This is a genomic window from Paenibacillus sp. fava2 (assembly GCF_058313675.1).
Genome location: NZ_CM177755.1, coordinates 3,393,931 through 3,417,416, shown reverse-complemented (window position 1 = coordinate 3,417,416; position 23,486 = coordinate 3,393,931). Strand labels below are relative to the sequence as shown.

Genomic DNA, 23,486 nt, shown 5'->3' with positions numbered 1-23,486 from the left:
CCCCTGCTGAAATAAATAAATGAAAATTTCACTTAAAAATAGCACTATAGTAGATTGTTCTCATCCTGTCATTCCGCTATAATAGCAAAAAAACAGGCGGAGGTAAATGATGGACGACTCCAGCAGAAAAGAACCATTCCGATATGTAATGAACCAGCCGATCCAGTGCTGGCTTGAAGTTCCTGCAGGCAATACCGGTCCTGGCGCCGGTAAATTAACCGAGGGCGTGCTGCTTGATCTCAGCCGCTCGGGCTGCAAGGTGCGCACTTCACTGAACCTCCGCTTTACATCAGGCGATACCAAGCTGATCATCCATTTCAGGCTGGCCGAAGAGAATCTGCAGTTTGAGGGCAGCGTGCGCTGGGGCTGGATGTTTGGTATAGGACAATTCCAATACGGAATTAGGCTTGAGCTGAACGAACAGGAAGAAGAGCAGCTGGTACGCGAACTGGAATTGTGGACAAATTCGCGAACGGCACTGTAATATCCCCGGGAACAATATCATCCCCCATGATGACAAAGAAGCAGAGCTGCCGGACAGCTCTGCTTTTGTGACCGTTGTATGTGTTTAAATTTCCGTTCTTTTCCTGATCATCAAGGTCATCGCATAGACCAGCAATACAGCAACCCCGGCTTCAAAGACCAGTACCCCTAACAAATTCGAGCCGGTATAGACAAGCTCTAGCCCGCTGGGGAGCTCCGAGGCTTGTGTAATCTCGAACCGGAACGCATTGTCAAGCCCGACAAAATAGTTGTTAAACAGCAGCTTCTCGAGGTAAGCCACCCCATTTTCTAACACAAAGAGAACAGCAAGTGTAATCCAAACCCTTCCTTTTAACGGAATACTGCGCGCCACCGTGCAGGCGAACATTACCATCAGCAGAATTAATCCTGCAGACCAGGTGCACTGCAGTGCGCTGCGTACCGCAACAGGCCAAAAGTTCGCGGGTAGGAAATCAGCCGAATAGAACAGCAAATACAGGCCAAGATGAATCAGTCCGATCAGCAGCAGAGAGACCAGAAGCAGCCAATACAGCAGGAGCGGAGAGAGCACTGTATATATTGCTTTAACAGGAATCAGCCTGCGCGTATAGGACTTCAGGTTACGGTTGTAGCTGAAGACTGCAAAGAGCAGGAAGACGATCCCCACCATAAAATAGATGACGAAATGAATAGAGATTGTCTCTTCAATCGTTGTACCGGAAGAAAACCAGACCCCGATTTGAAACAGGATCATTATTACCAGTACCGCAAGGATCCGGTCGCGGCCGCGCCGGAAATCGTAGGAAATCAGCTTCAGCATTCCGCAAACACCTCTCTGAACAGCTCATCTATGCTCTTGCCGCGCTTTAGCCGCAGTTCCTCAACATCGCTATGCAAGACAATTGCACCTTCTTTAATAAAAATCACCTCATCGAAAATCCGCTCAATATCAGATACTAAATGGGTAGAGATCAGAATCGTACTGTCCTCCTCATAGAATTCCATCAGCGCATTGAGGATTTTGGTCCGGGCTACCGGATCGACGCCGCCAATCGGCTCATCCAGCATATACAGCCTGGCCCTGCGGGACAGGGCAAGTGTAAGCTGCAGGCGCTCGTTCATCCCTTTGGACAGCGAGGATACTTTACTTTTTTCACTCAGCTTCATGAAGTCCAGCATGCGGCGGGCTTTTTCCGGATCAAAATCAGGATAGAAGTCTCTCATAAATTTCAGTGCATCGCCTACCTTCATCCATTTTTCTGTCAGCGGACGGTCCGGCATGAACGATACCAGCGACTTGCTTTCTTCCCCAACAGGTGTGTCCAGTACCGAGATGCTGCCGGCGGAAGGCTGTGCAAGCCCTGCGATTATCTTCATCATTGTGCTTTTTCCGCTTCCGTTGCTGCCGAGCAGTCCGGCAATTTTGCCGGGGCCCAGTTCAAAAGAAACATTGTTCAGCACCTGTTTGGAGCCGTATGTTTTGGATACCTGCCGAACCTGAAGTATACTGTCCACCCTTACATCCCCCTGCTTTCTTTTGCCGCAATATTGTCAGCCACAGCCTTTACGATCTCTTCACTCTGGAAGCCAAGCTCCTGCATGCCGCGGACGAACCGGTCAAGAATGTCCTGGGCCATTTCACGTTTGATCTTCATAATGGTCTCTTCCCTCCCCGTTACGTATCTCCCCATGCCGCGCCGCGTCTCCACGATCTCTTCACGCTCCAGTTCCTGAAAGGTTCTTTGCACCGTGTTCGGATTAATCTGCAGTTCTGCAGCAAGCTCGCGTACGGAGGGGATTTTGTCACCGGGCTTCAGCTTGCCTGTGATGATCTCGCCTTTGAGATAGTTCATAATCTGTAAGTAAATCGGCTGGTTGTTGTCAAATTCGATCGTCATCAAGCAACGTCCCTTCGTCTGAACACCAGAAAGCCCGCCAGCAGGAATATTGCCATATATACGGCCAGCATAAGGACCGAGAAGCCGAGTGTCATGCCGGGCATTGGCGGCTGCTGACCGCTTCCATACACGGATAAGTCAAGGTTGGGAAACAGAAAATACTTATAGAAGCTGCGGTAGATCACGATTTTGTCCATTGTTAACAGGAACATAGATAGACCGATAGCAACACCTGTCGAGTGGGTCAGCACACCCAGCATAAAGGCAAGAGTCACATATACAAAAGAATAGATGCATCCGTACAGCAGCGATAGCAGTATATCCGCTATTCCCGTGTCTCCGCCTCCTGTGTTAAACCAGATCATGCCGCTAAGAAAAATCGCCGCTGCCGCCACTAAGGTCAGACTCAGGACATAGAGCAGAACAGTCACATACTTCGACGCCAGGATGGCTGTGCGGCTGCGGGCGCGGATCAGCAGAAACTTGATCGTTCCCCGGCTATGCTCCTTGGCGACAATCCCCGCCGTTCCAATAATAGACAGAATCGTCATCACCTGCCCCATTCCGGTCGGCAGCAGCATTCCCCCCGTGAAATCCGCAGCTGAAGCAATAGAGTCAGGCGATACGGAATGAATAATGTATCCCAGCAGCTGCGGAAAAAGCAAAAGAATCAGATAAGGTACAACAAAGGAGCGCTTCTTGGCCATTTTCACCCATTCATTAACAACCAGCAGATTAAATTTACGCAATCTGGTTCCCTCCAGTCCATTTCAGGAAATCATCTTCCAGGCTCTGTTTATGCTCAGTAATCCGGTAGAGGCCGACCTTGGCCGCACTGAACGAAGCAACCAGCTCAGGCACTTTACGGTCATGCAGGCTAATAATCAGCTCGGAATGCTGTTCATCCGTGCCGGCCAGCCGAACGCCTTCAGCTGCCTGGATCACTGCTGCCGCTGCTGCAAGATTATCGACTCTGACGCTCAGTGACACCTCATTCTCTGTGCTGTCTTGTGCTCCAAGCCGGGTAACTTTGACTAATGTGCCGTTTTGGATAACGACCGCCTGGTGGCAGATCTGCTCGATTTCACCCAGCATATGGCTGGAGATCAGAATGGAGATCCCTTCCACCTCGGCGATTTTCCGCATATACTCCCGCATCTCCCGGATCCCCGCCGGATCAAGTCCATTGGTCGGCTCATCCAGAATCAGCAGCTTTGGCGAGTGCAGCAGAGCCTGGGCAATACCCAGCCGCTGGCGCATGCCGAGCGAGTAGGCTTTTACCTTTTTATTCATCGCATTCTGCAGCCCTACCAGCTCTACCACCTGGGCGATCCGCGTTTCGGTAATCCCGTCGCTCATCCGCACATATTGCTTCAGATTATCAAGGCCGGTCATATGGGAATAAAACTCAGGGTTCTCGATAATGGCCCCGATATGGGCAATTGCCTGCTGAAAATCATGGCGGATGCTGTGCCCATGAACCAGGACATCACCTTCTGTCATCCTGATCAGTCCAGTCATCAGACGGATTGCTGTTGTTTTGCCAGCACCGTTTGGTCCGAGCAGCCCGACAATCTCCCCTTTACGGATTTCAAAAGACAGCTGGTTGACAATCGCCTTCCCTTTGATCATCTTCGTAACACTTTTCATTTGCAGAACCGGCAGATCGCCTGCGGGCGCTGACTGCGTCCGGTTAACTGAAGTCCGCTCCATTTCCTTTGTACCCCCTGTACTGGTGTGTTAGTTACATAGTACACTAGGTAAATGGTAAAGTAAAGCCCAAACTTCCGGATTATTCCGACTCCGATTCGTTGTCCGGTTTTGGTGCCCTATTAACGGACTGCTAGTCTATCAACCACACCAAAATGTTGACCATACATAAAATAGAATTGCATCAGAGTTGACAACCTTAGGAGGAATGACGATGAAGCCAAACGTTCATGTATCCCAGACCTACCCCCGTCTGAGAGTCTATGAGGAAGAAAATTACCGGGGCCGCAGAAGAACCTATACCGGCAACCTTGGCATCCGCAACACGGATAATATCCTTGATGGGATCGAAAGCCTGCGCTTCTTCTCCACCAGCAGCAATGCAACCCTGGTCCTGTTCAGCAGAACCCGGTTCAGAGGCAGCTTCCGCGTGCTCCGCGGCAACACTAATATCCGTGATCTGGATGACTTCATCCGCGGTAATGATGTAGAATCCATAATATCAACCAATCAGCGGCTCACCCTCGTGCAAATCCGGGAAATCCGCAGAACCGGTGACCTGCCTTCGGGGTACAGGCTGATCTAGCTGGACGGATAAGAATCATTTATTCGCTGCCATAGTTCATTGCCCGGTTTACAGTTTAATAATGAGTAAACCTTTTTGTCTGTGAAAGGAAGCTGCCCATATGATTCTATTCATCCACCGCAAGGATCTGCGGACTTATGATCTGCCGGCGTTTGATCTCATTCAAGCCGCCGGAGATCGTTCGCTGCATGTAATGATCCTCGAACCTTTTCTTCTGCGCAACGGTCGCCATCTTGAACACAGCGGCATCAACTTCCTTACACATGTAGCCAGGTTACAGGAGGAGTATGCCAGGGAAGGCAAGCTGCTTCACCTTCTGTACGGCGAGCCTGATGTCATTTTGGGCAGGCTGTCCCAGATCCACCCGATTGATCTCGTACTAACCCATACCGACTATACTCCTTACGCGATAAAAAGAGACAGCCTGCTGAGTGACACCGCAACGGGTCTTGGCATCCGCTTTCTCTCCTGTCAGGACAGTATGCTCTGTGACCACAATGATTTTATGGAGTGGAGCGGCCGGAACGAACCGTTCAAGGTGTTCACTCCCTTTTACCGCCGCTGGCGCAGCTTTCTCGCTGAACGCTTCCGCCCGCCCTACACTGCCCGTCTGCAGCAGCTGGACACCGCATCACTCGATGCCGAAGCCGTTTCAGCATTCAAGCTTCCTGAGGAAATCACCCGGCAGCTCTCTCAGCTGACCTTATCTGCACGCAGCGTGAGTCCCGGACTTATCCTGGATGATTTCCTGCAGTCCGAGCTGCAGTACTACCAGGTGGCACGAGACAAATATGCGCAGCAGGGAACCAGCATGATCAGCCGTCACCTCAACACCGGAGCCATCTCGGTGCGGACGATTTACAGCCGGCTGACGGAGGACGGCAGAAGCGGGGAAGACTGGCTGAGGCAGCTGGGCTGGAGGGATTTCTACCTGTATCAGGCCCGGCTGGACCCGGATTTCTTCAGTTACGAAAAGGTTTATGACCTGTCAGCGCTTAGTACAGATCATTTCGCAGCCTGGTCCAGCGGCAATACCGGTATTCCGGTAATAGATGCAGCCATGCGCCAGCTGAACGAGACCGGCTGGATGCCAAACAGGCTGCGGATGATTACCGCCATGTTCCTGACCAAAAACCTGGGCTGTCCGTTTATTTACGGGGAACGGTACTTCCGCCTGAAGCTGAAGGATTACGATAATGTGCTGAACCGCGGCGGCTGGCTGTGGAGCTCCTCGCTCGGATACGATGCCTCACCGTACTTCAGAGTGATGAATCCGGTCACGCAATCGCAGACCCATGATCCGGATGGCAGCTATATCCGGGCCTGGCTGCCGGAGCTGTCCGGGCTGTCCGACAAGGAGATCCATCTGCCCCGCCCGGAGGCCATTGTCGATCTGAAGCGTTCACGGGCCTTGGCAATTGAGACCTATAAGGAAATACTAAGAGGTACACCGGATGTGATCAGCGGATAAACCAAACAGCTGCAGCAAGAGCCCCAGACTTACTTCCAGGGGTTCTATGCTGCAGCTGTTTAGTTTGCTGAGGGAGTCAGAGCTTCCTCAACGGCGGACTTATTGAGATTAGGCTGAGGCTCCAAAACATTTAGTTGGATTTTTGCTGCTTAATCTCATCCAAGCTCAACTTTTCCAGTAATTAGTTGCAAAAATGCTACTTAATTAAGGCTGCCACCCTCATTTTGGGTAGAAAGTAGATTATTAAGTGCCGTTTTTCCAACTAGATTTCTCTAACCGCGAGTTTACACGGAATTAGTTGGCGATTTTCCACTTAGTTCGCTCAAGAATCTCCTGAAGCTGATTTAGCTGCACAAAATTCAATTCCCGCGCTAACTTCTGCCGGTTCTACCCTGCTCTTCCCGCAAAAGCTCCACAATCGCTGCTGTTCCTGCCGACAGCTGGATCAGATCAGCGGATAGCAGCCTCGTCTGCTCGTGTAGCACGCTGATTTCGTCCGTCCCTTCCAGATAACGGGAGGCAAAATGCAGAAACACATCGATTTTGCGCAGCAGCATCAAGACCGGGATCGCTGTCAGCTCTTCATCGGTCAGCGTTACGCTCCGGCTGAAGCCTCTGCAGAAATCACGGACTGCCTGTTGCTGCTCCGGATGGCCCAGCAGACCTGACAGAATAACTGCAGGGTCCATGGCCCGCAAATCATAGGTGCAAAATTCAAAATCGAGAAGTGCCGCAACCCGGCAGTGATCACCCGTATCCACCAGCAGATTAGAAGCATTGAGATCTCCGTGAACCAGCTGATGCGGGAGCGTTTCCAGTTCTTTTAGCGAGTCTGCAATATTTACATAGGCCTCATATATCCTGCCAAGCTCTACCTTCAGCCCAGCCAGCGCCTCCGGCGGATTCAAGCACAGCTCCCGGACCGTCTCGTCTGTACATAGCGGATACGCCTGCCGGAGCTCGTAATAGGGACGGTAAACCGGCTTCGGGCCGGGTGTTAATGCTGACAGAACGGACGACAGCTGTCCCGCAGACGCACCGAACGACTCATAGTAACCGGTAACCTCCTCCCCGGAAGAATCACCGTCAATATAGCTGAACAGGCAGGCAAATTTGCCATTTCCCTCTTCAAGCTGTACCAGTGTGTCACCAAATACAGTCTGAACCGGCAGCGGAGTACTGAACGGTAATGACAGCTTACTCAGCTCAAGCAGCACATAATGTTCGAATTCTATTTTCCCCCTGTCACGATGGGTATCATAAATCCGCAGAACGCCCTTCCGGCCGTTTCCGTTTACTATATAGGTTGTATTGTTCCAGCCTCCGCTGCGCTTCTTGAGCGTTCCGCCCCATTCCGGCCAAAGCTCCCTCACTATTGTTTCCACAGGCTCATGCCTCTCTCTCATGAATTTCGAACCCTTTTTAGTTCAAAAGCAATACTATAGCTGTCACCCCACTGTGTCAAACCTCTTTTCCAAAATGACTAATGAAATAATACAGCAGGATAAGATACAAGGGTAACCAAGGCAATTGAATAGATGGATCAGGAGCGTGTATGCGTCCCTGTAATTTTTCCGTTATAATAATGCAATACATATCATAGCGCAAAGGATGGGATTCGTAATGGAAGCAACTGTATCCAAACGCTGGCTGCTGGCCAGATTGTATGACCCGGAGCAGACGATTGTAGACTGCCGGTTCACACTAGGCAAGCCTCAGGCCGGCCGGGAGAGCTATGAGCAAGAGCATATTCCGGGAGCGGTCTATCTCGACCTGGAGCTGGACCTGTCCAGCGCGGTCACAGAGCACGGCGGACGCCATCCGCTGCCCGATTCGCAGGTGTTAGCGGCACGCCTCTCAAAGCTGGGGATCAGCAACAATACACGCATTGTAGCCTACGATGATGAAAGCGGCATGAACGCTGCCCGGCTCTGGTGGCTGCTGCGCTACCTGGGACATGAGCAGGTCTTTATTCTGGAGGACAGCTTCAGTGCCTGGAAAGAAGCGAAATATCCGGTGACGGATCATCAGCCGGTGCGTGTTCCGAGCACCTTCACTGCAAATGTGCAGCCGCAGATGCTGGCTGGTGTGGATGAAGTCCGGAAGGTGTCTGAACAGACTGTTGCCGCTAAGACTGATACGGTGGATAGTGACGCCTCAACGCCTTCCCCCGCTCTGCCGATACTGATTGATTCCCGTGCGGGCGACCGCTTCCAGGGCCAGAACGAAACCCTGGACAAGAAAGCCGGCCATATCCCCGGCGCGATCAACTACTTCTGGAAAAACACACAGAATGCTGATGGCAGCTACAAGAGCGCCGAACAGCTTGCGGAGCATTTCACCGGCCTTGACAAGGATCGTGAGATCATCGTCTACTGCGGCTCCGGTGTAACCGCATGCCCGAATGTGCTGGCGCTGGAGAAGGCCGGATTCAAGAACGTGCGGCTGTATGCGGGGAGCTGGAGTGACTGGATTAGTTATGAGGAGAATCCGGTGGCTACTGGGGAATAGTCAACATGAAAAGCCCGCGTCGGACGCGGGCTTTTTGTGCTGGAGTAATATCAATGTAGGGTTCGTACAGAATGCCAAGAGGTACCTCAAGTCAACAATCGTCTCACAAATGAGCCGAAGAGCGGATCGGAAAGTAGTTACAGCGCGGCTTCGGGTGATGCCTCTCGCTTTACAGGATTTAGGCATGGAAGACTGAGAGGACACATAACGCTCCTGGTTCAGTCCAATCCTAGCATTAGCTTGTTTTCTCAGGTTTCTCTACTTCTACTCCATTGAGAATTAGACGCGGGTTAATCTCTGCCTTAAGCGAATCTGAGACGGCACAGTACTTCTCCTCAGCCATCAGGATGGCTTTCCAGAGCCGGTAATCGGGGACACTCCCATCAATATGGAAAAATAGATCAATTGCTGTAAATCCGGAAGGATTCGATTCCTTGCGGGTTCCTTCTGCTACAATTTCGAGTCGTGTGATTTCTGGCAGGAACCGGTCCAAAATCATGGTAATATCGATGCCCATGCAGCCTCCCAACCCGGCAAGCAGCAATTCCATCGGTGTCATGCCTTCGCCGTTCCCCCCGTATTTAGGAGTTGCATCCATCCCCACGGAATAACCGGATGGACCTGTTGAATCAAACATCCGTTTACCTTTCCAAATGGTCGATACTTTCATATTATTACCTTCTCCCTTAAATTTCGTTGATTTGACGCAAGAATCTGCGTGTCCGTTCCTCTTGGGGATCTTCAAAAAACCGCTGCGGAGCCGCTTCTTCTACAATATTACCATCTGCCATTAAAATGATTTTGGTCGCCACTTCACGGGCAAACTTCATCTCATGTGACACAACCAGCATTGTCATTCCCTCTTGAGCCAGCTCACGCATCACGCTCAGCACCTCACCCACAAGCTCAGGATCAAGCGCAGAAGTGGGTTCATCGAATAACATTACTGCGGGTTCCATCGCTAGAGAACGGGCAATCGCCACTCTTTGTTGTTGCCCGCCGGAGAGCCGGGAAGGGTAATATTCTTCACGATCTGCCAGTCCAACGCGGTCCAGAAGCTTCCGGCCTATATCTACAGCCTGTTCCTTCGGCAGCTTCTTCACGGTGATCAGACCCTCAATCACATTGCCGAGCGCTGTTTTGTGTGGATATAGATTAAATTGCTGGAACACCATCCCGCTCTGCTTACGGATATTCCGTGTGGCCTGCTGACGCAAACGTCTGGAGGCAGTGGCATCTACCACAATCCCATTTACTTCAAAGCTGCCGCCTGAGATGTCCTCCAAACCATTTAAGCAGCGAAGTAATGTGCTTTTGCCTGAACCGCTCGGTCCCAGGACAACGACAATATCCTGTGCTGCCACCTGTATATTAATGCCCTTCAGCACTTCATGATCCTGAAAATGCTTCGATAAGCCTGTAGTCGTTATCATGTTAACGTCATCTCCATGTTCAATAAGCTTTGGCCAATCTGCGTTCGAACCGCTCCAGGATGAAGGCCAGTCCTGTACTCATAATCCAATACATCACACCGATCCCCAGATAAAAAGGCATATATTGATAATACTGGGCAATGAGGAGCTGTGCTTGACGCAGGAGTTCGCTGACCGTGATTACTGAAACGAGTGAGGTCTCCTTCAGCATACCAATGAACGTATTTCCCATAGGTGGAATAGCAATACGCATGGCCTGCGGCAGCACAATTCTGCGCATCGCCTGCCATGGCGTCATTCCGGTTGAATAAGCAGCCTCCAGTTGTCCCTTCGGAACCGACATTATGGCTCCACGGAACGTCTCAGACAAGTAAGCCCCGGCATTTACGCTGAGCGCAATATAGGCTGCTGTCAGGGAGCCAAGCGTAATCCCATAATCTACAAGCCCATAATAGATGATAACAATCTGTACAAGGAGCGGTGTCCCGCGGATGACCGATACATAGAAACGGGCAATCCACCGAATCGACGGATTCCCTTTGAGACGGGCGATTGCCACTACTAGTCCGATGATCAGACCGAAGAACATAGAAACAATCGTCAACAGTAAAGTATAACCGGCGCCCTTCAGCAAGAAGGGCAGATTGTCGAACACGAGTTGCATAAATACTACCCCCTTCCCGCCATAGGGCGCATGTTCCAATATTTATTTTGCAGGTGTCTCATTGAACCATTTCTGAAAAAGAGTGTCGTATGTGCCGTCTGCCTTCATGTCTGCCAATGCTTTATTCATGGCATCCCGAAGCTCTGCATTATCCTGGCGAAGAGCAACACCCGCCATATCGGATTTGATCGGTTCACCCACCGCTTTAATCTGGAAGCCATTCTCATCCACAATCGGCTTCAAGGCATACAGATTATTAATGGTCGCATCAATCCGTCCTGCATCCAGATCCTTGAGTGAGGTAATGACATCATCATACGTCTTGATCTTGAAATCACCTACTTTTGGCAGCACTTCGGTACGCAGGTAGGTTTCATCGTTCGTTCCGAGCCCCACCCCAATCGTTTTCCCTTTGAAGTCTTCCAGCTTCGTGATATCTGTATTTTTAGTATTTACAATGATTTTAACATTGTTCGTGATGTAAGGATCCGTGAAATCAATTTGCTTCTTACGTTCATCAGTAATTGTAACCTGGCTAATCACGATGTCGAATTTCTCCGCTTGCAGACTTGGGATCAGCCCGGAGAAATCCTGAGTCGTGAATTCTGCTGTCACACCAAGACGTTTGGCAATTTCCTTGGCGATATCAGGGTCAAAACCGTCTACCTCTTTGTTATCATTTAAAAAGGTATACGGCGGATAGGTTCCCATGGTACCGACCTTAATCACACCCGTTTTTTTAATTTGTTCCAGTTCATTCGCAGCCGTAGTTCCCGAGTCTGAGTTCCCTCCGCAAGCGCTTAGCACCAGACCGAATACTGCCAGTGCTGTTATTGTAACCATAGCAAATTTACGTTTTATCATTATTGTTTCTCTCCCTTTATCTATATTTTTCCCATCAATCCGTAAAACTCGAAATTAGCCAATTCACTCGCTAATTGCTGTGCCGAGGCCTCTGCAACCTTAGAATGAACGTCCTCGGAGCCAAATAACCAGCGTGAGAGCAAGCCGTCACACATACTCATCAACAGAGCAGCGCGAAGCTCAACCTCTATACCCTCAGGCAGCATTTGCAGCTCTATCGCTCTTTCTATATTGCGCCGAAAAGCTTGCTCCATCGCATTCCGGGTAGCCGAAATACGCTTCCTTATTGTTTGATCGGCTCCATTTCCCATCAGGAGGATCTCCATAAGATGGCGGTTCTCTGCGGCGAAATTGAACAACCGGTGGAACAGTGCTTCTGAAGCTTTTACCATATCCACTATATCCCCCGGATCTTGACGATACCCTTGGGCAATCACCTGCAGCAGCTGTTCCTTGCCCGTTTCGATAATCTCCAGCGCAATGGCTTCCTTACTCTTAAAGTGCCAGTAAAAGGTTCCTTGTGCTACACCCGCTTCCTGAACGATGTCCGATATTTTCGTCTGATGATATCCCAGCCTGGCAAACTTCTCCAAAGCGATCTGCATCAGCTGAGTTCTGCGGTCTATGTTTTCGTTGTTTTCATCTATAGGCAATCCATCTCCCCCTCCCGATTGATTAGTCAGTCAGTTGTCTTTTTTTAAATCCTATAGGATAACTATGCTATTGTCAATAGATTCTTAAAATTTCTTCCTTCTGTCAGCTACATTCTAAGAAAAACGAATACATTCTTAGCGTTGGCATATTCCTTAGCCCATCGGCTATTGCAGACCCAAAACATGGTTGAGTCGCTAATCAGCCGGCCTGTTGCATGACGACTTATACTTGGAACCACCGGGATTATAGCTCTTCACTAATCCTGCTTCCGTGTCGATAAATTTTAAATACACATGGAAAAGTATGGAGGAGCATATGAATAGTAACCGCAGAACTGAACCTTTTCGCTACACTCTAAAAGAACCTGCTACATTTGATCTATATATTCTTACCATTAAAGGAATCCCTGTTCCCCCCAAACCCGTAAGTGCCTTACTGTACGACATTAGCCGTTCGGGATGCCGGCTATCGATTCCTTTGAACATTAATCCGGACGCTAACCTGGTACGTGTAGGCATGGAGATGGCCCTCTCCTCAGAATCTATTTACTTAGAAGGATCACTGAAATGGTATAAGGAGGAATCTGACACCTTTCACTACGGTATTCAATTGGACATTCCTGAAGCTGACAAGGATCGCCTTCCAAAGATGCTGCGCACATTGGCTGGTGAAGGTAAAATATTGGTTCGTTGAGAGATACAAAAAAAGGAGTATTCCCCGTAAGGGAGTGCTCCTTTTACATTCTCTTATCTTAAATTTTGAAGCAACTTTCTACAATGAATTTCAATTGTGCCTCCAAAGAAATCGGCCTGATTGCAAAGATATCACATCCTATACCGGCAAAAAACGGTCCGCTTTCAAGCAAATGAAAGTAGATATTACGTTATGATTCTCATCCCTCGCCCCTTTCCAGCCGCTCCTCCCTCTCTATTTCTGACATTCCTTTCCTTGTCTATTCCGGTTCTGCACGCTTACAATAAGAGTCTGGAATGCAAGGACAATACATAGAAAAAGAGGTATAGGAGTATGAGTACAAGACGATTCAAATGTTTTACAGCAATGCTGGCTATTTTGCTTGCCGCCCAGCTGCTGGCGCCAGGCAGAACCTTCGCAGCTTACAAAACCCAGCAGCTGCCGGAGCCGGAATGGAGCTACAAGCTGCCCGAGGGCTACACCACTTTTAACACCTACGACAGTTTACAGAGCAAGAACCGTGTGTTTTTCCAGCTGCGCAAGAAAGTGGCTGTTTCATCATCGCAAACCAAGTCCACCCTCTTAACCTACGCAGCCGCAGACCGCAAAACGGGCACTGCCAACTGGGTCTATGACTACTATGATATTGCCAATGACAAAATTTTCAGCGGATCGAACCCTTACTACAGCAAGGATGGCAACAGCTATTTTTATAAAAGGAACGACAACGGAACAAAAGTCCTCCTCTCCGCAGTCAATGAGAACGGCAAGCTGAAATGGACCAAAACGTTCAATAGTACGTTCGAACTGGTTGTGCTGGATACCGGAAATCTTCTACTGTATTACACCACCTATAACTATTCAAGCAAGACCTCTACCCGCCATTTCGAGGAGTTCAGCAGTGACGGGAAGCAGGTCCGAAATCTGGCAATAACCAAAGGTGCATTAACAACAGGTACATTGGAGATACTCCCGAACGGCTATATTGTGCACAATTCTGACCAGTCCAGCGTGAATGTCTACCGTAGTCTGGATTCCCTTAAAACGCCTTTCGTCAAATACACAGCCCCTAAAGAATTGGTTGACGTCAATGTAGGGGTACAACCCTTCAGCGGCGGGTCCGTATTAGTCTCCTTATACAGCAAGACTGACTACAAACTAATCGGATTCGGTGCAGATGGCAAAAAGAAATGGGTACACACACTTAACCCTAAAGACCGTGTCCTCGGCATTACCGGCAATAACTATCTGGTCCAGAGCAACAGTGCCGTGTACCGGCTGTACAGCAAGGACAACCAGCTTCTCGGCAAGCAGCAAATTGGCGAGCTAGGTGATACCGGTTGGAATTCCCGCATAACGCCTTCGGGCGAAATTACTGTAGAGAAGCAGTACCAGTGGCAAGAACGTCCGGCAGTAATTGATCCGGAGACTTTCGAGGGGGATGTAGCCAGAGAGGATTTCTATGTGCTTGATCCGGGGAATTTGCAGATTAAATACCATCTCGCCACATTCTGGAACGACTATCACGCCGGACACCAATACATCTACGCCGGAAAAGGCGAGCTTTATCTATCAGACAACTGGTTCAGTAATACTTTGACAAAATATATTTTGAAGTAGTGCTTGGCGGCAGTACTTATGCGCTCATCAGTTTAAGTACTATATAGATTGAACTAATAATATTGCTGTTTGGGATTGCATGTGACTCCAGAGAATATTTGGACTTCCAGCCGCTGCCCTTCTGCAGATTTCTTGATTTGTACCGTTTTTAACGGTTGAAATCCGCAGACAGCTTATGCTTCCGATGCTAGCTTTTCTGCGAAAAGCTTTCAGGCGGTCGCTACCGCTCCTCCAGTTCCAAAATTCTCCTCCGCCACTCTTCCCTTAACATAAATTCTTAAGTTCAATCTATATAGTTAAAAAACCGGCGTGGAATCTCATTCCAGGCCGGTTTTTTTATGGGATCCTCATTTTTTTATAGCCTGGGCCAGTATTTTCCCCGCCTCCAGCTTATTCAGCTTCTCCCCATATGAGTTACCGGTGTTTTTCTCCAGTTCAGCGATCGCTTTTAGCTGCGTTTCAGTTGCCGGCTGCGCTTGAATCAGGTTAAAAAGGTTGTCCCTGGCGACCATTTGTGCGATCTGCGGGTCGTCTAACAGATCAAGCATCCTGTACATGGCCTCTATTGCTTTCTTTTCGCCGCCGTCGAGTCCATAAGCTAAAATTACCTTCAACATTAATATAATTATTCACTTATAAAGAAATTACTTCCATATATAATTCATTTTAATTTATAAAAAGGCGCCTGTTCGCTTAAAAGCGGACAGACGCGATCAATATTTTCATTCGAATTGTTTCTTATTGCATATAGCCAGATTATATCAACCGCTAACATTATGTATCCTCAATATCTAGAAGGAATTGAGGACGTCATTACATCACTATCTTGAATAACCCCCTCATATCGGCGATTCACCAAATATAGTACACTTTGCCTAGTAAGATCCATTGTTAAATAAGGACTTAACTTTATTTTTTTTATTGGTATTGTGAAGCCAGGAGATTCTTCCTTATTAAAAATAATATAAGGAATAAATGACCCATTTAGCACTCTAAACTCTTCATTTTGTGTTAATAGACTATCTTTCTTACATACAACAACTATCCGAATTTCTTGCTCTGCAGCATAAGCTCTGTGCTTCATTGATAATGCAAGATTTGCTAATTCAAGAGCTAATTCATCTAGAAGATCTTTTTTAGTATCAAGATCATTATCAGAGAACAAGGATACAGGCAATAACCTTTCTTTGATTACGGAATCGTCTCCCTCTGTTATATATACTACTTCAGCCGTCATAACTTTAATTTCAGGATCAATACCTTGGAAATATCTTTCAAATAAATCAATTAGTTCTTTAACGTCTAGTCCCACACTATATCCTTCTGACTGGGAATAATAATTCCATAGTGGTAGAGAATCATCAGAAGATGAACAGGATAGGATATAATAATTGTATTGATTTTGATAGTAATCCAGTCTTTGTGTAAGGTAATTCTGAACATTTTTCCCCATTTTAGTACTTTGCTTAAAAAATTTGTTGAGCAATGGCTTTATACCGTGCAATTCTGTTTTGTCATTAAGGTAATCACTTTTAGTTATCCAAAAAGTCTGGCTTAATATTATACTCTTTAATGCGTTTGCTCCAGTAAAATGATATACAAGTCCTTCCATTTACCACTCACCATCTTCCATCCTAAGAAAATCTTCCAGCGCTTCCATTTCACCTTCTTCTTCCGCCAGTCTATTAGATATATTTAAAAGAATTATCTTAAGCGTCTCTAATGGAAGTTTCGCTTCACTTTCATCACTTTCATCATATAAATATACAAATTTATCTTCTTCACTTCTATAAATTTGTAAATCATTACTATAAAATTCAGGATTTCGATCAGTGTTCTTTAGATCTTCGCTTATACATGTTATAGTCTCATAACTCGATAACTGTTTCTTCAACTCAGATATTTTCTTCTTTACAATTGCATTTAAATCATACATAATACTCACCTCAAATATATTGTATAGGAACTGAGACTCATTATAAAACAAATAAACCCTCATTTCCACAATTTTCTCCATTTGGAACAAATTCATTACCGAATCTATTCTCTGGTTCTAAAGTGCCTTCAAATACACGTCTATTTAAAAGCACTATCAGATTATCTAGCACGAGAATCTGATAGCTACAAAAGAGGAATAAAAACTGTGAGGAATTCAAGTAGTTGGTTTTATAGACGGGGGAGGAGTAACAAGTCAGCTAAACTCTTCGCCGTTTAGTCATTTAGAAGTCTTATTACAAACAACTTATAAGAATATCGTGAAAACAGGTTCAATCTAATATTAAAATCCAATTTTTATTCAAGTAATAATATGAATTTTTTGACTTATTCTCATATAATTTCTTTGTGCAATAGTGCCAAAACTCAAGTAAATAATACATTATTGCTCATTAAAGATTGAGAGGTCTATCATTGTCTATATTTTTTTGTGCAACAACAAATTCGTTATGGGAGGCACCCGGTGGCGACGGATGATGAGTAGGCTTCACTATCAAAAATACAGGTACATCCCGGCAAAGTTGTAGCTTTTAGCAAAAAAAGCTTTCGGCAGTGCTTTCTCCTGCCAGCAGAGTCAAAGTACCTGGGCATGGGCATTACTTATTTTCGCCTAGAGTGACGATTCGTGAATCTATTTGAATTCTTATATTTCTTAATAATTTAGCTCTCCCATGCAATTTCAATATTACAGCTATTATCAAAATAAATCGTCAGCAATTGGTCATAACCTAAAGTGAAATCAACATTATACCGCTGCTCTACACCGCTTCCGTGTGTACCCATATGGCTTAGCTGCAACTATTTGACCATATTTGCAAGCGATAAGTCTGGAACATTTCCTTCCCCAAAAACTTCCGGGGCCTCCTCTTTATAAGAGCTGAAATACTCCATTATTGTTTCAAATACTTCGCTTTTCTGTTCAGCAGACATTAAGGCATTTCTGCAAAAGTCATTCCATTCATGTAATCTGTCAAAAAAAGCAGCGGCTTTAACAATCGATTTATCATCTTTAACAACTTCACTGCTTATATACAATGAAACAATATGATTGAAACCTTCAGGGGTAATATCATAAAAGCCAGCGTCCTCATCTGATGTAAACGAGCAGTCGGGAAATAGCTTACTTGGTAATGTTTTCATACTGAGTTCTTCATTATTTTTTATTCTATAATGTATAGATTAAACTGGTGATTTTCCTGTTGCTCAATCCCACCACAAATAGAGCGTTCTCCCGGCTTCCATTTCCTTCTCCAGCGCTTCAACCGACCCTGTTCCCTGATCAACCACATCCGGACAAAATTCATATACCTGCTGAGCCAGCTCAGATAAATCCTGCCCCTTATCTATTAACCTCGTTTCCAGCCAATCAAGGCTGGCACCAGTGATTTCGAAAGGATACCGTTCTTCCCATTCCTTCAACTTAGCAATGATATCCTCCGGCGAAAGATCATAATTAGCTCCATCCGTGCCGCTGTACCGTAAAATATCATACTGGTCATCACTTTTAATTAAGCTAAACTGCTCGGGTTCGTATCCAAAATTCATTTGACTCCGGAAGAGTAAAAATCCTTCTTCACGCAGCTGATTGCGCAAACCAAAAATTTCCGGTACTTTACGCTCCTCAGTATTAAATGAGATCCCCGCTAAATCCGAAGTATTCCAACCGTTATCAGGCTCGGCTAAGGGCAATAATGCTTTGGGTTCTGCATAGGTTTTAAGCTTTAGAGCTTGCTGTTCACTAATTCCTAAGGTTTCAACTAAAGAAACTTCCTCTTGGCTTAACTGGACCTTGCTACATGAACTAAGGAAAAATGCAGACAGTAAAACAACTATTTTCTTTATCATTTTGCTCACCTCTTTAATTCCTCTAAAAGAAATTCGACATAATTCCGACATATTATTCAAGGGTATTCACCCTAATATGGTTCCGGGAGATGTCATATGTCACAGCTTATTAAGAAAAGGTCAATTCGCTCATCCAGCATTGCCAACACATTGGCCATTGTATTGTTAGTCATTATTGTTGTCGTCTTCTCGGCCCTTTGCACCTTCATTTATTCCAACACCCGGGACATTCTGGTCACTCAGCAGGAATCCATCCTAATGACTAAGACACAGGGTATAGTGAGCCAATTTGATGCATTGTTTAAAGAAAAGGGCTCATTAGTCAAACAAATGTCCACGAACGATCTTTTTAAGCGATATATTGAGAGCACAACTCCAGACAAGGTGAGTACCTCTCCTCTAGCCGCCGCTACAGTAGCGACCTTGGCGGAAATTGTAAAGAAAGAGCCGTCCTTTGCCGATGTCTGGGTTGCCGGAATATCCGGGAAGGGCTATTTCCTGCAAAACGACGGTGCCACTTCCAATGCTGATTTTGATATCCGCTCGCGTCCTTACTTCAAGCCTGCCTCAGAAGCTGACGGCCTGTATTATTCCGAACCATACGCTGACGTCAACACGGGCACTCTGCTTATGGGTATTTTTTACCCTATCAAAAATGACAGCAACCAGCTGATCGGTTTTATCGCCGCAGATATTGCTTTTAATGACATCCCGGCCATTATGCAGAGCTACTCTCTGGGAAGCACCGGCTATTCCATTCTGGCTACCCGATCAGGAGATATTCTGTATCATCCGGACGAAGATAAAGTGTTAAAGGAAAAAATCAATGAGAGCTCAGGGGATCTCGGCAAAATCGGCACAAAAATGCTAAACGGCGATACCGGCGTAGAGCTGATTAATGATAATGGGGAACCCCGCTATATCGGTTATGCTACCAGTAAAGATACCGGCTGGTCTGTAGGCCTGACCATTACCCGGCAAGAAGCGCTTAGCGAACTGAAAGCTTTTACCTGGATTACGATCGGCAGCTTCGCAGCAGCAGCCCTCCTGCTGGTATTAATCTGTTACATCACGCTCCGCTACCTGTTAAGATCGATACCGAAACTGCTTACAACCATCAAGCGGATTGAAAACGGGGATTTGACGGTGCAAATCAAAGAACATTCTAATAATGAAATCGGGCAAATTGCCCAAGGTATTTCTGCGATGGTCCAGAAGATTCAAGGCATGTTACAAGTGATCAGTAATACCACCCAGGTGCTGACTCAGTCTTCCCATCATTTGCAGGATATTTCTGCCAAAACAGCAATAACCATGAACGAAACAGCGACGGCCATCACTGAGATCGCAAACGCCACAAACTATCAATCAATAGAATCAGAAAGTATTCTGCGCAAAACCGGTGCACTGTCGGATCAGATTAACGAAATCACCAGTGACGCACAAGCCGTAGAGTCGATGGCGCAAATTTCTGCACAGCTTAGTGAATCGGGTCTAAGCCTAGTTGAGCAGTTATCCCAATCGGCAGAGGACAATCACAAGTCAACACAGGCAGTTTCGTCTATTATAGAAGCCATTGATCTGAGCCGCCATGAGATCTCAGGCATCGTGAACACCGTTAATCAAATTGCCACCCAGACCAACCTTTTGGCGCTCAACGCTTCTATAGAAGCTGCACGTGCTGGTGAACATGGCAGAGGTTTTGCCGTGGTTGCCGGAGAGGTACGCAAGCTTGCTGAGCAGACAGCACTCGCGACTCAGGAAATCCACAAAAAAGTCAGTGCAATCGAAGAGAAAACTATCATTTCAGTAGAACACACCAGCAACGGCTTGAAGATTGCCGAGGAAAACGCCAGGTACGTAGATACAGCGAAGCAACTCTTCTTTAATCTGAACAAAGACTTGGAAGAATTAAAGCTGCGGATGATTCAGATCAGCAATAACACTTCCATCGTATACACGCATAAGGATGAGATTTTACAGGCTATCGAGATTATTTCTTCGACCACTGAGGAGAATTCCGCCTCCACCCAGGAGGTTAGTGCCAATACACAGGAACAACTCAGCAGTATTGACCAGGTCGCCGAATTATCCAGAGAGCTAAGCCAAATCTCCTTAAAGCTGGAGGAAGAGTTAAAACAGTTCAAGGTCTAGTGCCGGGTTAACTGTAAAATTGCCAGAATCCAAGCAGTCCCGCCAGAACAGCAATCATTAGCATAGGCAGAATGGCGGTCCGCCTGTCACGCACTTTTAAGGCGGACCGTTGATTTCTCCAGGATAACAACAGTGCTGCGATTAATAACACAGCCAATCCTGTCAAGCCATAGTTGATAACAAGCTGCGGATATACTTCAGAGTAGGCACGTTCATTGTTGCTGAGCATCCGCAGAGCCAGAATCAGATTGTTAGCCACAATGCCTGTACCTGTCAGGATAATGCCCGTTACCAGTCTGCGGCTGCCGCCACGGGATACAGGGCGTGTTCTGGCTCTGCGTTTATTCAAAACCGCCTGCACCAGCAATACAAAAGGAGAAATGATAAAATAGAGGACTGCCAGCACGGCCAATGCCGCATTTAAAATAAGCACCGGCAGCGATTTACCGGCAGGCAGCGGCAAATAATCAGAGGTATATACCGAGACTGCCTCTACTTTTCCATCCCCCATCTTAGCGTACAGCATCGGCCAGATATCAAGCGCCGGGTCTCCGCTCACTTTCTGATAAAGGTAAGGCTCAACCTGCTGATAGCTTGCGGTCATGCCTGCAAGGGAGACCTTAAGCCGATTCTCACCCTCCGGCTTAAGCTTCATCAGCGTAAGATAAGGAAATAGATTCATGAAGCCATACCCCGGGCGGCGCGCAGCCATGAACTCGCCCTGTACCTCTTCAGTATCGGGCAGATTCACAGCATCTGTCAGCTCGCGCATGCCCACAATCTCTTTGGTTAAGCCATGAACGATATTAGATTCACCCGCCTGATTGGTCATAATGACAATGGCAAACCGGTCTTCAGGCACAATCTGCAGATTGGTAGCAAAAGCAATCGTATTTCCGCCATGTCCCAGCGTCCGCTGCGCACCTGGATACTCCCAGAAGCCATGGGCAATGCCTGGCATTCCCGCTGCTGCAGAATAGCTCCGGGACAGCATTGTGTCCAGCGTTTCGCGCTTTTCGAACAGAGGCGATTGTTCTCCTTCCTCAGGCATGAATGCCATTGCGAATTTGGCCAGGTCTTCCGCCGTTCCGTTATTTCCGCCGTTCGGATACATGGACATATAATTCCATGATCCTTGTGCAAAGTCCCCTTCACCCTTGAAGAAATACCCCTTGGCTTTATGCTCCAGAAGCTCCGGGCGTTCCTCTACAACGGAATGTGCAATGGAATTCTTCATGCCCAGCGGCTCAAAAATATGCTGCCGGACGTATTCATAGAAAGGCTGGCCGCTGATCCGTTCCACAATATAAGCAGCCAGTGAATTGCCGTAGTTGGAATAAGCCACTGTCTCACCAGGCCTGAAAATCTGCGCCGGCTCGGCCAGCTGCAGCCCCTTTTCCAGTGACTGTACTTCTTCAGGAGACTGGTAAGCCATATCAAACATATATTCTTCGAATCCGGCATTATGGTTCATCAGATTGAGCATCGTGACCGGCTCGTTGTATTTCAGCCTGGTCAGGAAACCCGGAGGCAAATAGCTGCGGATGTCCTGATTCAGATCCATTTCTCCTTGCTCTGCAAGCTGCATCACTGCAGTCCATACGGCAAGCTTACTGATTGATCCCCATTCCATAACGGTATCCGCCGAGACAGGAATCTGCTGCTCCACATCTGCGTAGCCGTAACCTTTGGACAATACCACCCGGCCATCCTTCACCATAACTATGGATGCACCTACAGTTTGCAGTCCTATGTACTCTTTTACATATTCGTCGACAAAAGCTTCCAGCCCGGCGAGCGGAATCCCAGAAGGCGTTGCTTCCCCTCCCGTTTTTTCTGCCGCAAACACTGTAACACTACTGGAAAAAAGCAATACTATCGATAAAACAAATATCATTCCTTTTTTTAACAATGAGACCGCCCCTTATATTCTGGTAAATTCCTGCAGCCTCCCTATTCTACCAAAATTCCTCATCGATAACCCGATTATGTAAAATAAAAGAGATCTAACATTTTATGCAGAAGCAGCATACCGGAGTATATGGCCGTACAATTACGAGGAAGCGCGGCAGAGTTCCCCACTTCCATTCTGAGCATTACTCACCCCATATAAGGACGGCTAATACAAATTGGGCACCTCCAGGCTTTCCTGTATAATGATAAACATTACGCCGGGTGTAAAGTTAAGCTAACGGATCACCCGATATCCAGGCTCAATATGGAGTCTGAAAATGTAAACCGGAAAGGATGAAGAAGATTGAGTTATACAGAACTGCTGGAGCGAAAAAGCGAAATTCTGAAAAAAACGGTCGAGGGCTGGGTTTTAAAAGAAAACCGTGACGGGCTGAACCATCAGGAGGCTCATATTTACCGTAATATGCTCAAGGAATTTCATCAGAACGAACATGAATTGAACGCGGTACGCGATGAAGAAGCGCTGAAACGTCAGGATTATGGATCAGCAGATTAATCAGATAATCAAATTAAAGCCAGCCGGACTGGAATTCGTGACTCTTATGCCGCGGATGATCAGTCCGGCTTTTACATATAAGGAACTTGTCAGTATCCCCGCAATAGGATATGATCCGCTCCCATCCCTATAATGACTAATAAACCTTCCAAAATGCAATACATCATTTACATTTCCATCAGCAAAGGTTACAATTATCCCCAATATTAGCCGGAAAGGAACCGCACAATGCTAGTTAACAACGTCCGCGAACTCAGAGCGCGCTTCAGATGGTCACAGCAGGACCTGGCTGATGCCATTGGTGCCACACGCCAGACCATAGGGCTGATTGAAAAAGGCGACTACTCCCCTTCCGTTACCCTCGCTCTTAAAATCGCCGCCGCCTTTCATTTGAATGTTGAGGATGTATTCTATTTGAAAGAAGATGCTGAATAA

The 23,486-nt window shown here is 47.0% G+C and carries 26 protein-coding genes; 9 read left to right on the top strand and 17 right to left on the bottom strand.

Annotated elements, in window-relative coordinates; genetic code table 11:
• Positions 1 to 106 precede the first annotated feature (106 nt).
• The gene (locus AC4G46_RS14680) at positions 107 to 484 is read left to right on the top strand and encodes a PilZ domain-containing protein (RefSeq protein ID WP_491128582.1); all 378 of its coding nucleotides are present in this window, start codon (positions 107 to 109) and stop codon (positions 482 to 484) included.
• 84 nt (positions 485 to 568) lie between these two features.
• Here the strand turns inward: AC4G46_RS14680 and AC4G46_RS14675 are convergent, their stop codons facing one another.
• Genes AC4G46_RS14675 through AC4G46_RS14655 form a run of 5 tightly spaced genes read right to left on the bottom strand, consistent with a single transcriptional unit; the run spans position 569 to position 4,094 of the window.
• A complete protein-coding gene (locus AC4G46_RS14675; protein WP_491128581.1) occupies positions 569 to 1,303 on the bottom strand; it encodes a hypothetical protein in 735 nt (244 codons plus the stop codon).
• Positions 1,297 to 1,998 (bottom strand): ABC transporter ATP-binding protein, encoded by a 702-nt coding sequence (locus AC4G46_RS14670; RefSeq protein WP_491128580.1) that lies wholly within the window; start codon positions 1,996 to 1,998, stop codon positions 1,297 to 1,299. Before AC4G46_RS14670 ends, AC4G46_RS14675 begins: the two co-directional genes overlap by 7 nt.
• A 2-nt stretch (positions 1,999 to 2,000) precedes the next feature.
• Entirely contained in the window at positions 2,001 to 2,381 is a 381-nt protein-coding gene (locus AC4G46_RS14665) for a GntR family transcriptional regulator (protein ID WP_039872902.1), read from the bottom strand.
• Positions 2,381 to 3,130 (bottom strand): DUF2705 family protein, encoded by a 750-nt coding sequence (locus AC4G46_RS14660; RefSeq protein ID WP_491128579.1) that lies wholly within the window; start codon positions 3,128 to 3,130, stop codon positions 2,381 to 2,383. The genes AC4G46_RS14665 and AC4G46_RS14660 overlap by 1 nt, the downstream gene beginning before the upstream one ends.
• Positions 3,123 to 4,094, bottom strand: a complete 972-nt coding sequence (locus AC4G46_RS14655; RefSeq protein ID WP_491128578.1) for an ABC transporter ATP-binding protein — start codon at positions 4,092 to 4,094, stop codon at positions 3,123 to 3,125. The genes AC4G46_RS14660 and AC4G46_RS14655 overlap by 8 nt, the downstream gene beginning before the upstream one ends.
• A gap of 211 nt (positions 4,095 to 4,305) precedes the next feature.
• On the opposite strand from AC4G46_RS14655, the gene AC4G46_RS14650 reads away from it, so the two are divergent.
• Together AC4G46_RS14650 and AC4G46_RS14645 are read left to right on the top strand one after the other, a co-directional pair.
• The gene (locus AC4G46_RS14650) at positions 4,306 to 4,677 is read left to right on the top strand and encodes a hypothetical protein (RefSeq protein ID WP_491128577.1); all 372 of its coding nucleotides are present in this window, start codon (positions 4,306 to 4,308) and stop codon (positions 4,675 to 4,677) included.
• A 100-nt stretch (positions 4,678 to 4,777) separates the two neighbouring features.
• On the top strand, positions 4,778 to 6,148 hold the full coding sequence (locus AC4G46_RS14645; protein ID WP_491128576.1) for a cryptochrome/photolyase family protein: 1,371 nt from the start codon (positions 4,778 to 4,780) through the stop codon (positions 6,146 to 6,148).
• 371 nt (positions 6,149 to 6,519) lie between these two features.
• On the opposite strand, the gene AC4G46_RS14640 is transcribed toward AC4G46_RS14645, so the two are convergent.
• Positions 6,520 to 7,533, bottom strand: coding sequence for a phosphotransferase enzyme family protein (locus tag AC4G46_RS14640; protein ID WP_491128575.1), 1,014 nt, complete (start codon positions 7,531 to 7,533; stop codon positions 6,520 to 6,522).
• A 238-nt stretch (positions 7,534 to 7,771) separates the two neighbouring features.
• Here AC4G46_RS14640 and AC4G46_RS14635 point away from each other — a divergent pair, with 238 nt between their 5' ends.
• Positions 7,772 to 8,659, top strand: coding sequence for a sulfurtransferase (locus tag AC4G46_RS14635; RefSeq protein ID WP_491128574.1), 888 nt, complete (start codon positions 7,772 to 7,774; stop codon positions 8,657 to 8,659).
• A 235-nt stretch (positions 8,660 to 8,894) separates the two neighbouring features.
• Here the strand turns inward: AC4G46_RS14635 and AC4G46_RS14630 are convergent, their stop codons facing one another.
• From AC4G46_RS14630 to AC4G46_RS14610, 5 genes are read right to left on the bottom strand one after another with little or no spacing between them, the layout of a single operon-like run.
• Positions 8,895 to 9,329 (bottom strand): OsmC family protein, encoded by a 435-nt coding sequence (locus AC4G46_RS14630; RefSeq protein ID WP_491128573.1) that lies wholly within the window; start codon positions 9,327 to 9,329, stop codon positions 8,895 to 8,897.
• A 16-nt stretch (positions 9,330 to 9,345) separates the two neighbouring features.
• Positions 9,346 to 10,092 carry an amino acid ABC transporter ATP-binding protein gene (locus AC4G46_RS14625; RefSeq protein WP_491128572.1) on the bottom strand — a complete coding sequence of 249 codons (747 nt, stop codon included), beginning with the start codon at positions 10,090 to 10,092 and terminating at the stop codon, positions 9,346 to 9,348.
• 19 nt (positions 10,093 to 10,111) lie between these two features.
• Positions 10,112 to 10,756, bottom strand: a complete 645-nt coding sequence (locus tag AC4G46_RS14620; RefSeq protein ID WP_491128571.1) for an amino acid ABC transporter permease — start codon at positions 10,754 to 10,756, stop codon at positions 10,112 to 10,114.
• A 42-nt stretch (positions 10,757 to 10,798) separates the two neighbouring features.
• Positions 10,799 to 11,620 (bottom strand): substrate-binding periplasmic protein, encoded by an 822-nt coding sequence (locus AC4G46_RS14615; protein ID WP_491128570.1) that lies wholly within the window; start codon positions 11,618 to 11,620, stop codon positions 10,799 to 10,801.
• Positions 11,621 to 11,640: 20 nt separating this feature from the next.
• Positions 11,641 to 12,225 (bottom strand): TetR/AcrR family transcriptional regulator, encoded by a 585-nt coding sequence (locus AC4G46_RS14610; RefSeq protein WP_491128883.1) that lies wholly within the window; start codon positions 12,223 to 12,225, stop codon positions 11,641 to 11,643.
• A 364-nt stretch (positions 12,226 to 12,589) separates the two neighbouring features.
• Here AC4G46_RS14610 and AC4G46_RS14605 point away from each other — a divergent pair, with 364 nt between their 5' ends.
• Together AC4G46_RS14605 and AC4G46_RS14600 are read left to right on the top strand one after the other, a co-directional pair.
• Positions 12,590 to 12,967 (top strand): PilZ domain-containing protein, encoded by a 378-nt coding sequence (locus AC4G46_RS14605; RefSeq protein ID WP_491128569.1) that lies wholly within the window; start codon positions 12,590 to 12,592, stop codon positions 12,965 to 12,967.
• A gap of 333 nt (positions 12,968 to 13,300) precedes the next feature.
• Positions 13,301 to 14,587: a hypothetical protein gene (locus AC4G46_RS14600; protein ID WP_491128568.1), complete on the top strand. Its 1,287-nt coding sequence runs from the start codon at positions 13,301 to 13,303 to the stop codon at positions 14,585 to 14,587.
• Positions 14,588 to 14,934: 347 nt separating this feature from the next.
• Here the strand turns inward: AC4G46_RS14600 and AC4G46_RS14595 are convergent, their stop codons facing one another.
• From AC4G46_RS14595 to AC4G46_RS14575, 5 genes are all read right to left on the bottom strand, one after another.
• Positions 14,935 to 15,204: a hypothetical protein gene (locus AC4G46_RS14595; protein WP_491128567.1), complete on the bottom strand. Its 270-nt coding sequence runs from the start codon at positions 15,202 to 15,204 to the stop codon at positions 14,935 to 14,937.
• A 167-nt stretch (positions 15,205 to 15,371) separates the two neighbouring features.
• Entirely contained in the window at positions 15,372 to 16,199 is an 828-nt protein-coding gene (locus AC4G46_RS14590) for a DUF2971 domain-containing protein (RefSeq protein ID WP_491128566.1), read from the bottom strand.
• Positions 16,200 to 16,604, bottom strand: a complete 405-nt coding sequence (locus tag AC4G46_RS14585; protein ID WP_491128565.1) for a hypothetical protein — start codon at positions 16,602 to 16,604, stop codon at positions 16,200 to 16,202.
• Positions 16,605 to 17,380: 776 nt separating this feature from the next.
• Entirely contained in the window at positions 17,381 to 17,722 is a 342-nt protein-coding gene (locus AC4G46_RS14580; protein ID WP_491128564.1) for a hypothetical protein, read from the bottom strand.
• 63 nt (positions 17,723 to 17,785) lie between these two features.
• The gene (locus tag AC4G46_RS14575; RefSeq protein WP_491128882.1) at positions 17,786 to 18,478 is read right to left on the bottom strand and encodes a DUF4253 domain-containing protein; all 693 of its coding nucleotides are present in this window, start codon (positions 18,476 to 18,478) and stop codon (positions 17,786 to 17,788) included.
• A 45-nt stretch (positions 18,479 to 18,523) separates the two neighbouring features.
• Between AC4G46_RS14575 and AC4G46_RS14570 the strand changes: the two genes are divergently transcribed.
• Complete coding sequence (locus AC4G46_RS14570; RefSeq protein ID WP_491128563.1) at positions 18,524 to 20,581, top strand: methyl-accepting chemotaxis protein; 2,058 nt, start codon at positions 18,524 to 18,526, stop codon at positions 20,579 to 20,581.
• A gap of 7 nt (positions 20,582 to 20,588) precedes the next feature.
• Here the strand turns inward: AC4G46_RS14570 and AC4G46_RS14565 are convergent, their stop codons facing one another.
• Positions 20,589 to 22,430 carry a serine hydrolase domain-containing protein gene (locus tag AC4G46_RS14565; RefSeq protein WP_491128562.1) on the bottom strand — a complete coding sequence of 614 codons (1,842 nt, stop codon included), beginning with the start codon at positions 22,428 to 22,430 and terminating at the stop codon, positions 20,589 to 20,591.
• A gap of 408 nt (positions 22,431 to 22,838) precedes the next feature.
• On the opposite strand from AC4G46_RS14565, the gene AC4G46_RS14560 reads away from it, so the two are divergent.
• Both AC4G46_RS14560 and AC4G46_RS14555 read left to right on the top strand, forming a co-directional pair.
• Positions 22,839 to 23,051, top strand: coding sequence for a hypothetical protein (locus tag AC4G46_RS14560; RefSeq protein ID WP_491128561.1), 213 nt, complete (start codon positions 22,839 to 22,841; stop codon positions 23,049 to 23,051).
• A 228-nt stretch (positions 23,052 to 23,279) separates the two neighbouring features.
• A complete protein-coding gene (locus AC4G46_RS14555; RefSeq protein ID WP_491128560.1) occupies positions 23,280 to 23,486 on the top strand; it encodes a helix-turn-helix transcriptional regulator in 207 nt (68 codons plus the stop codon).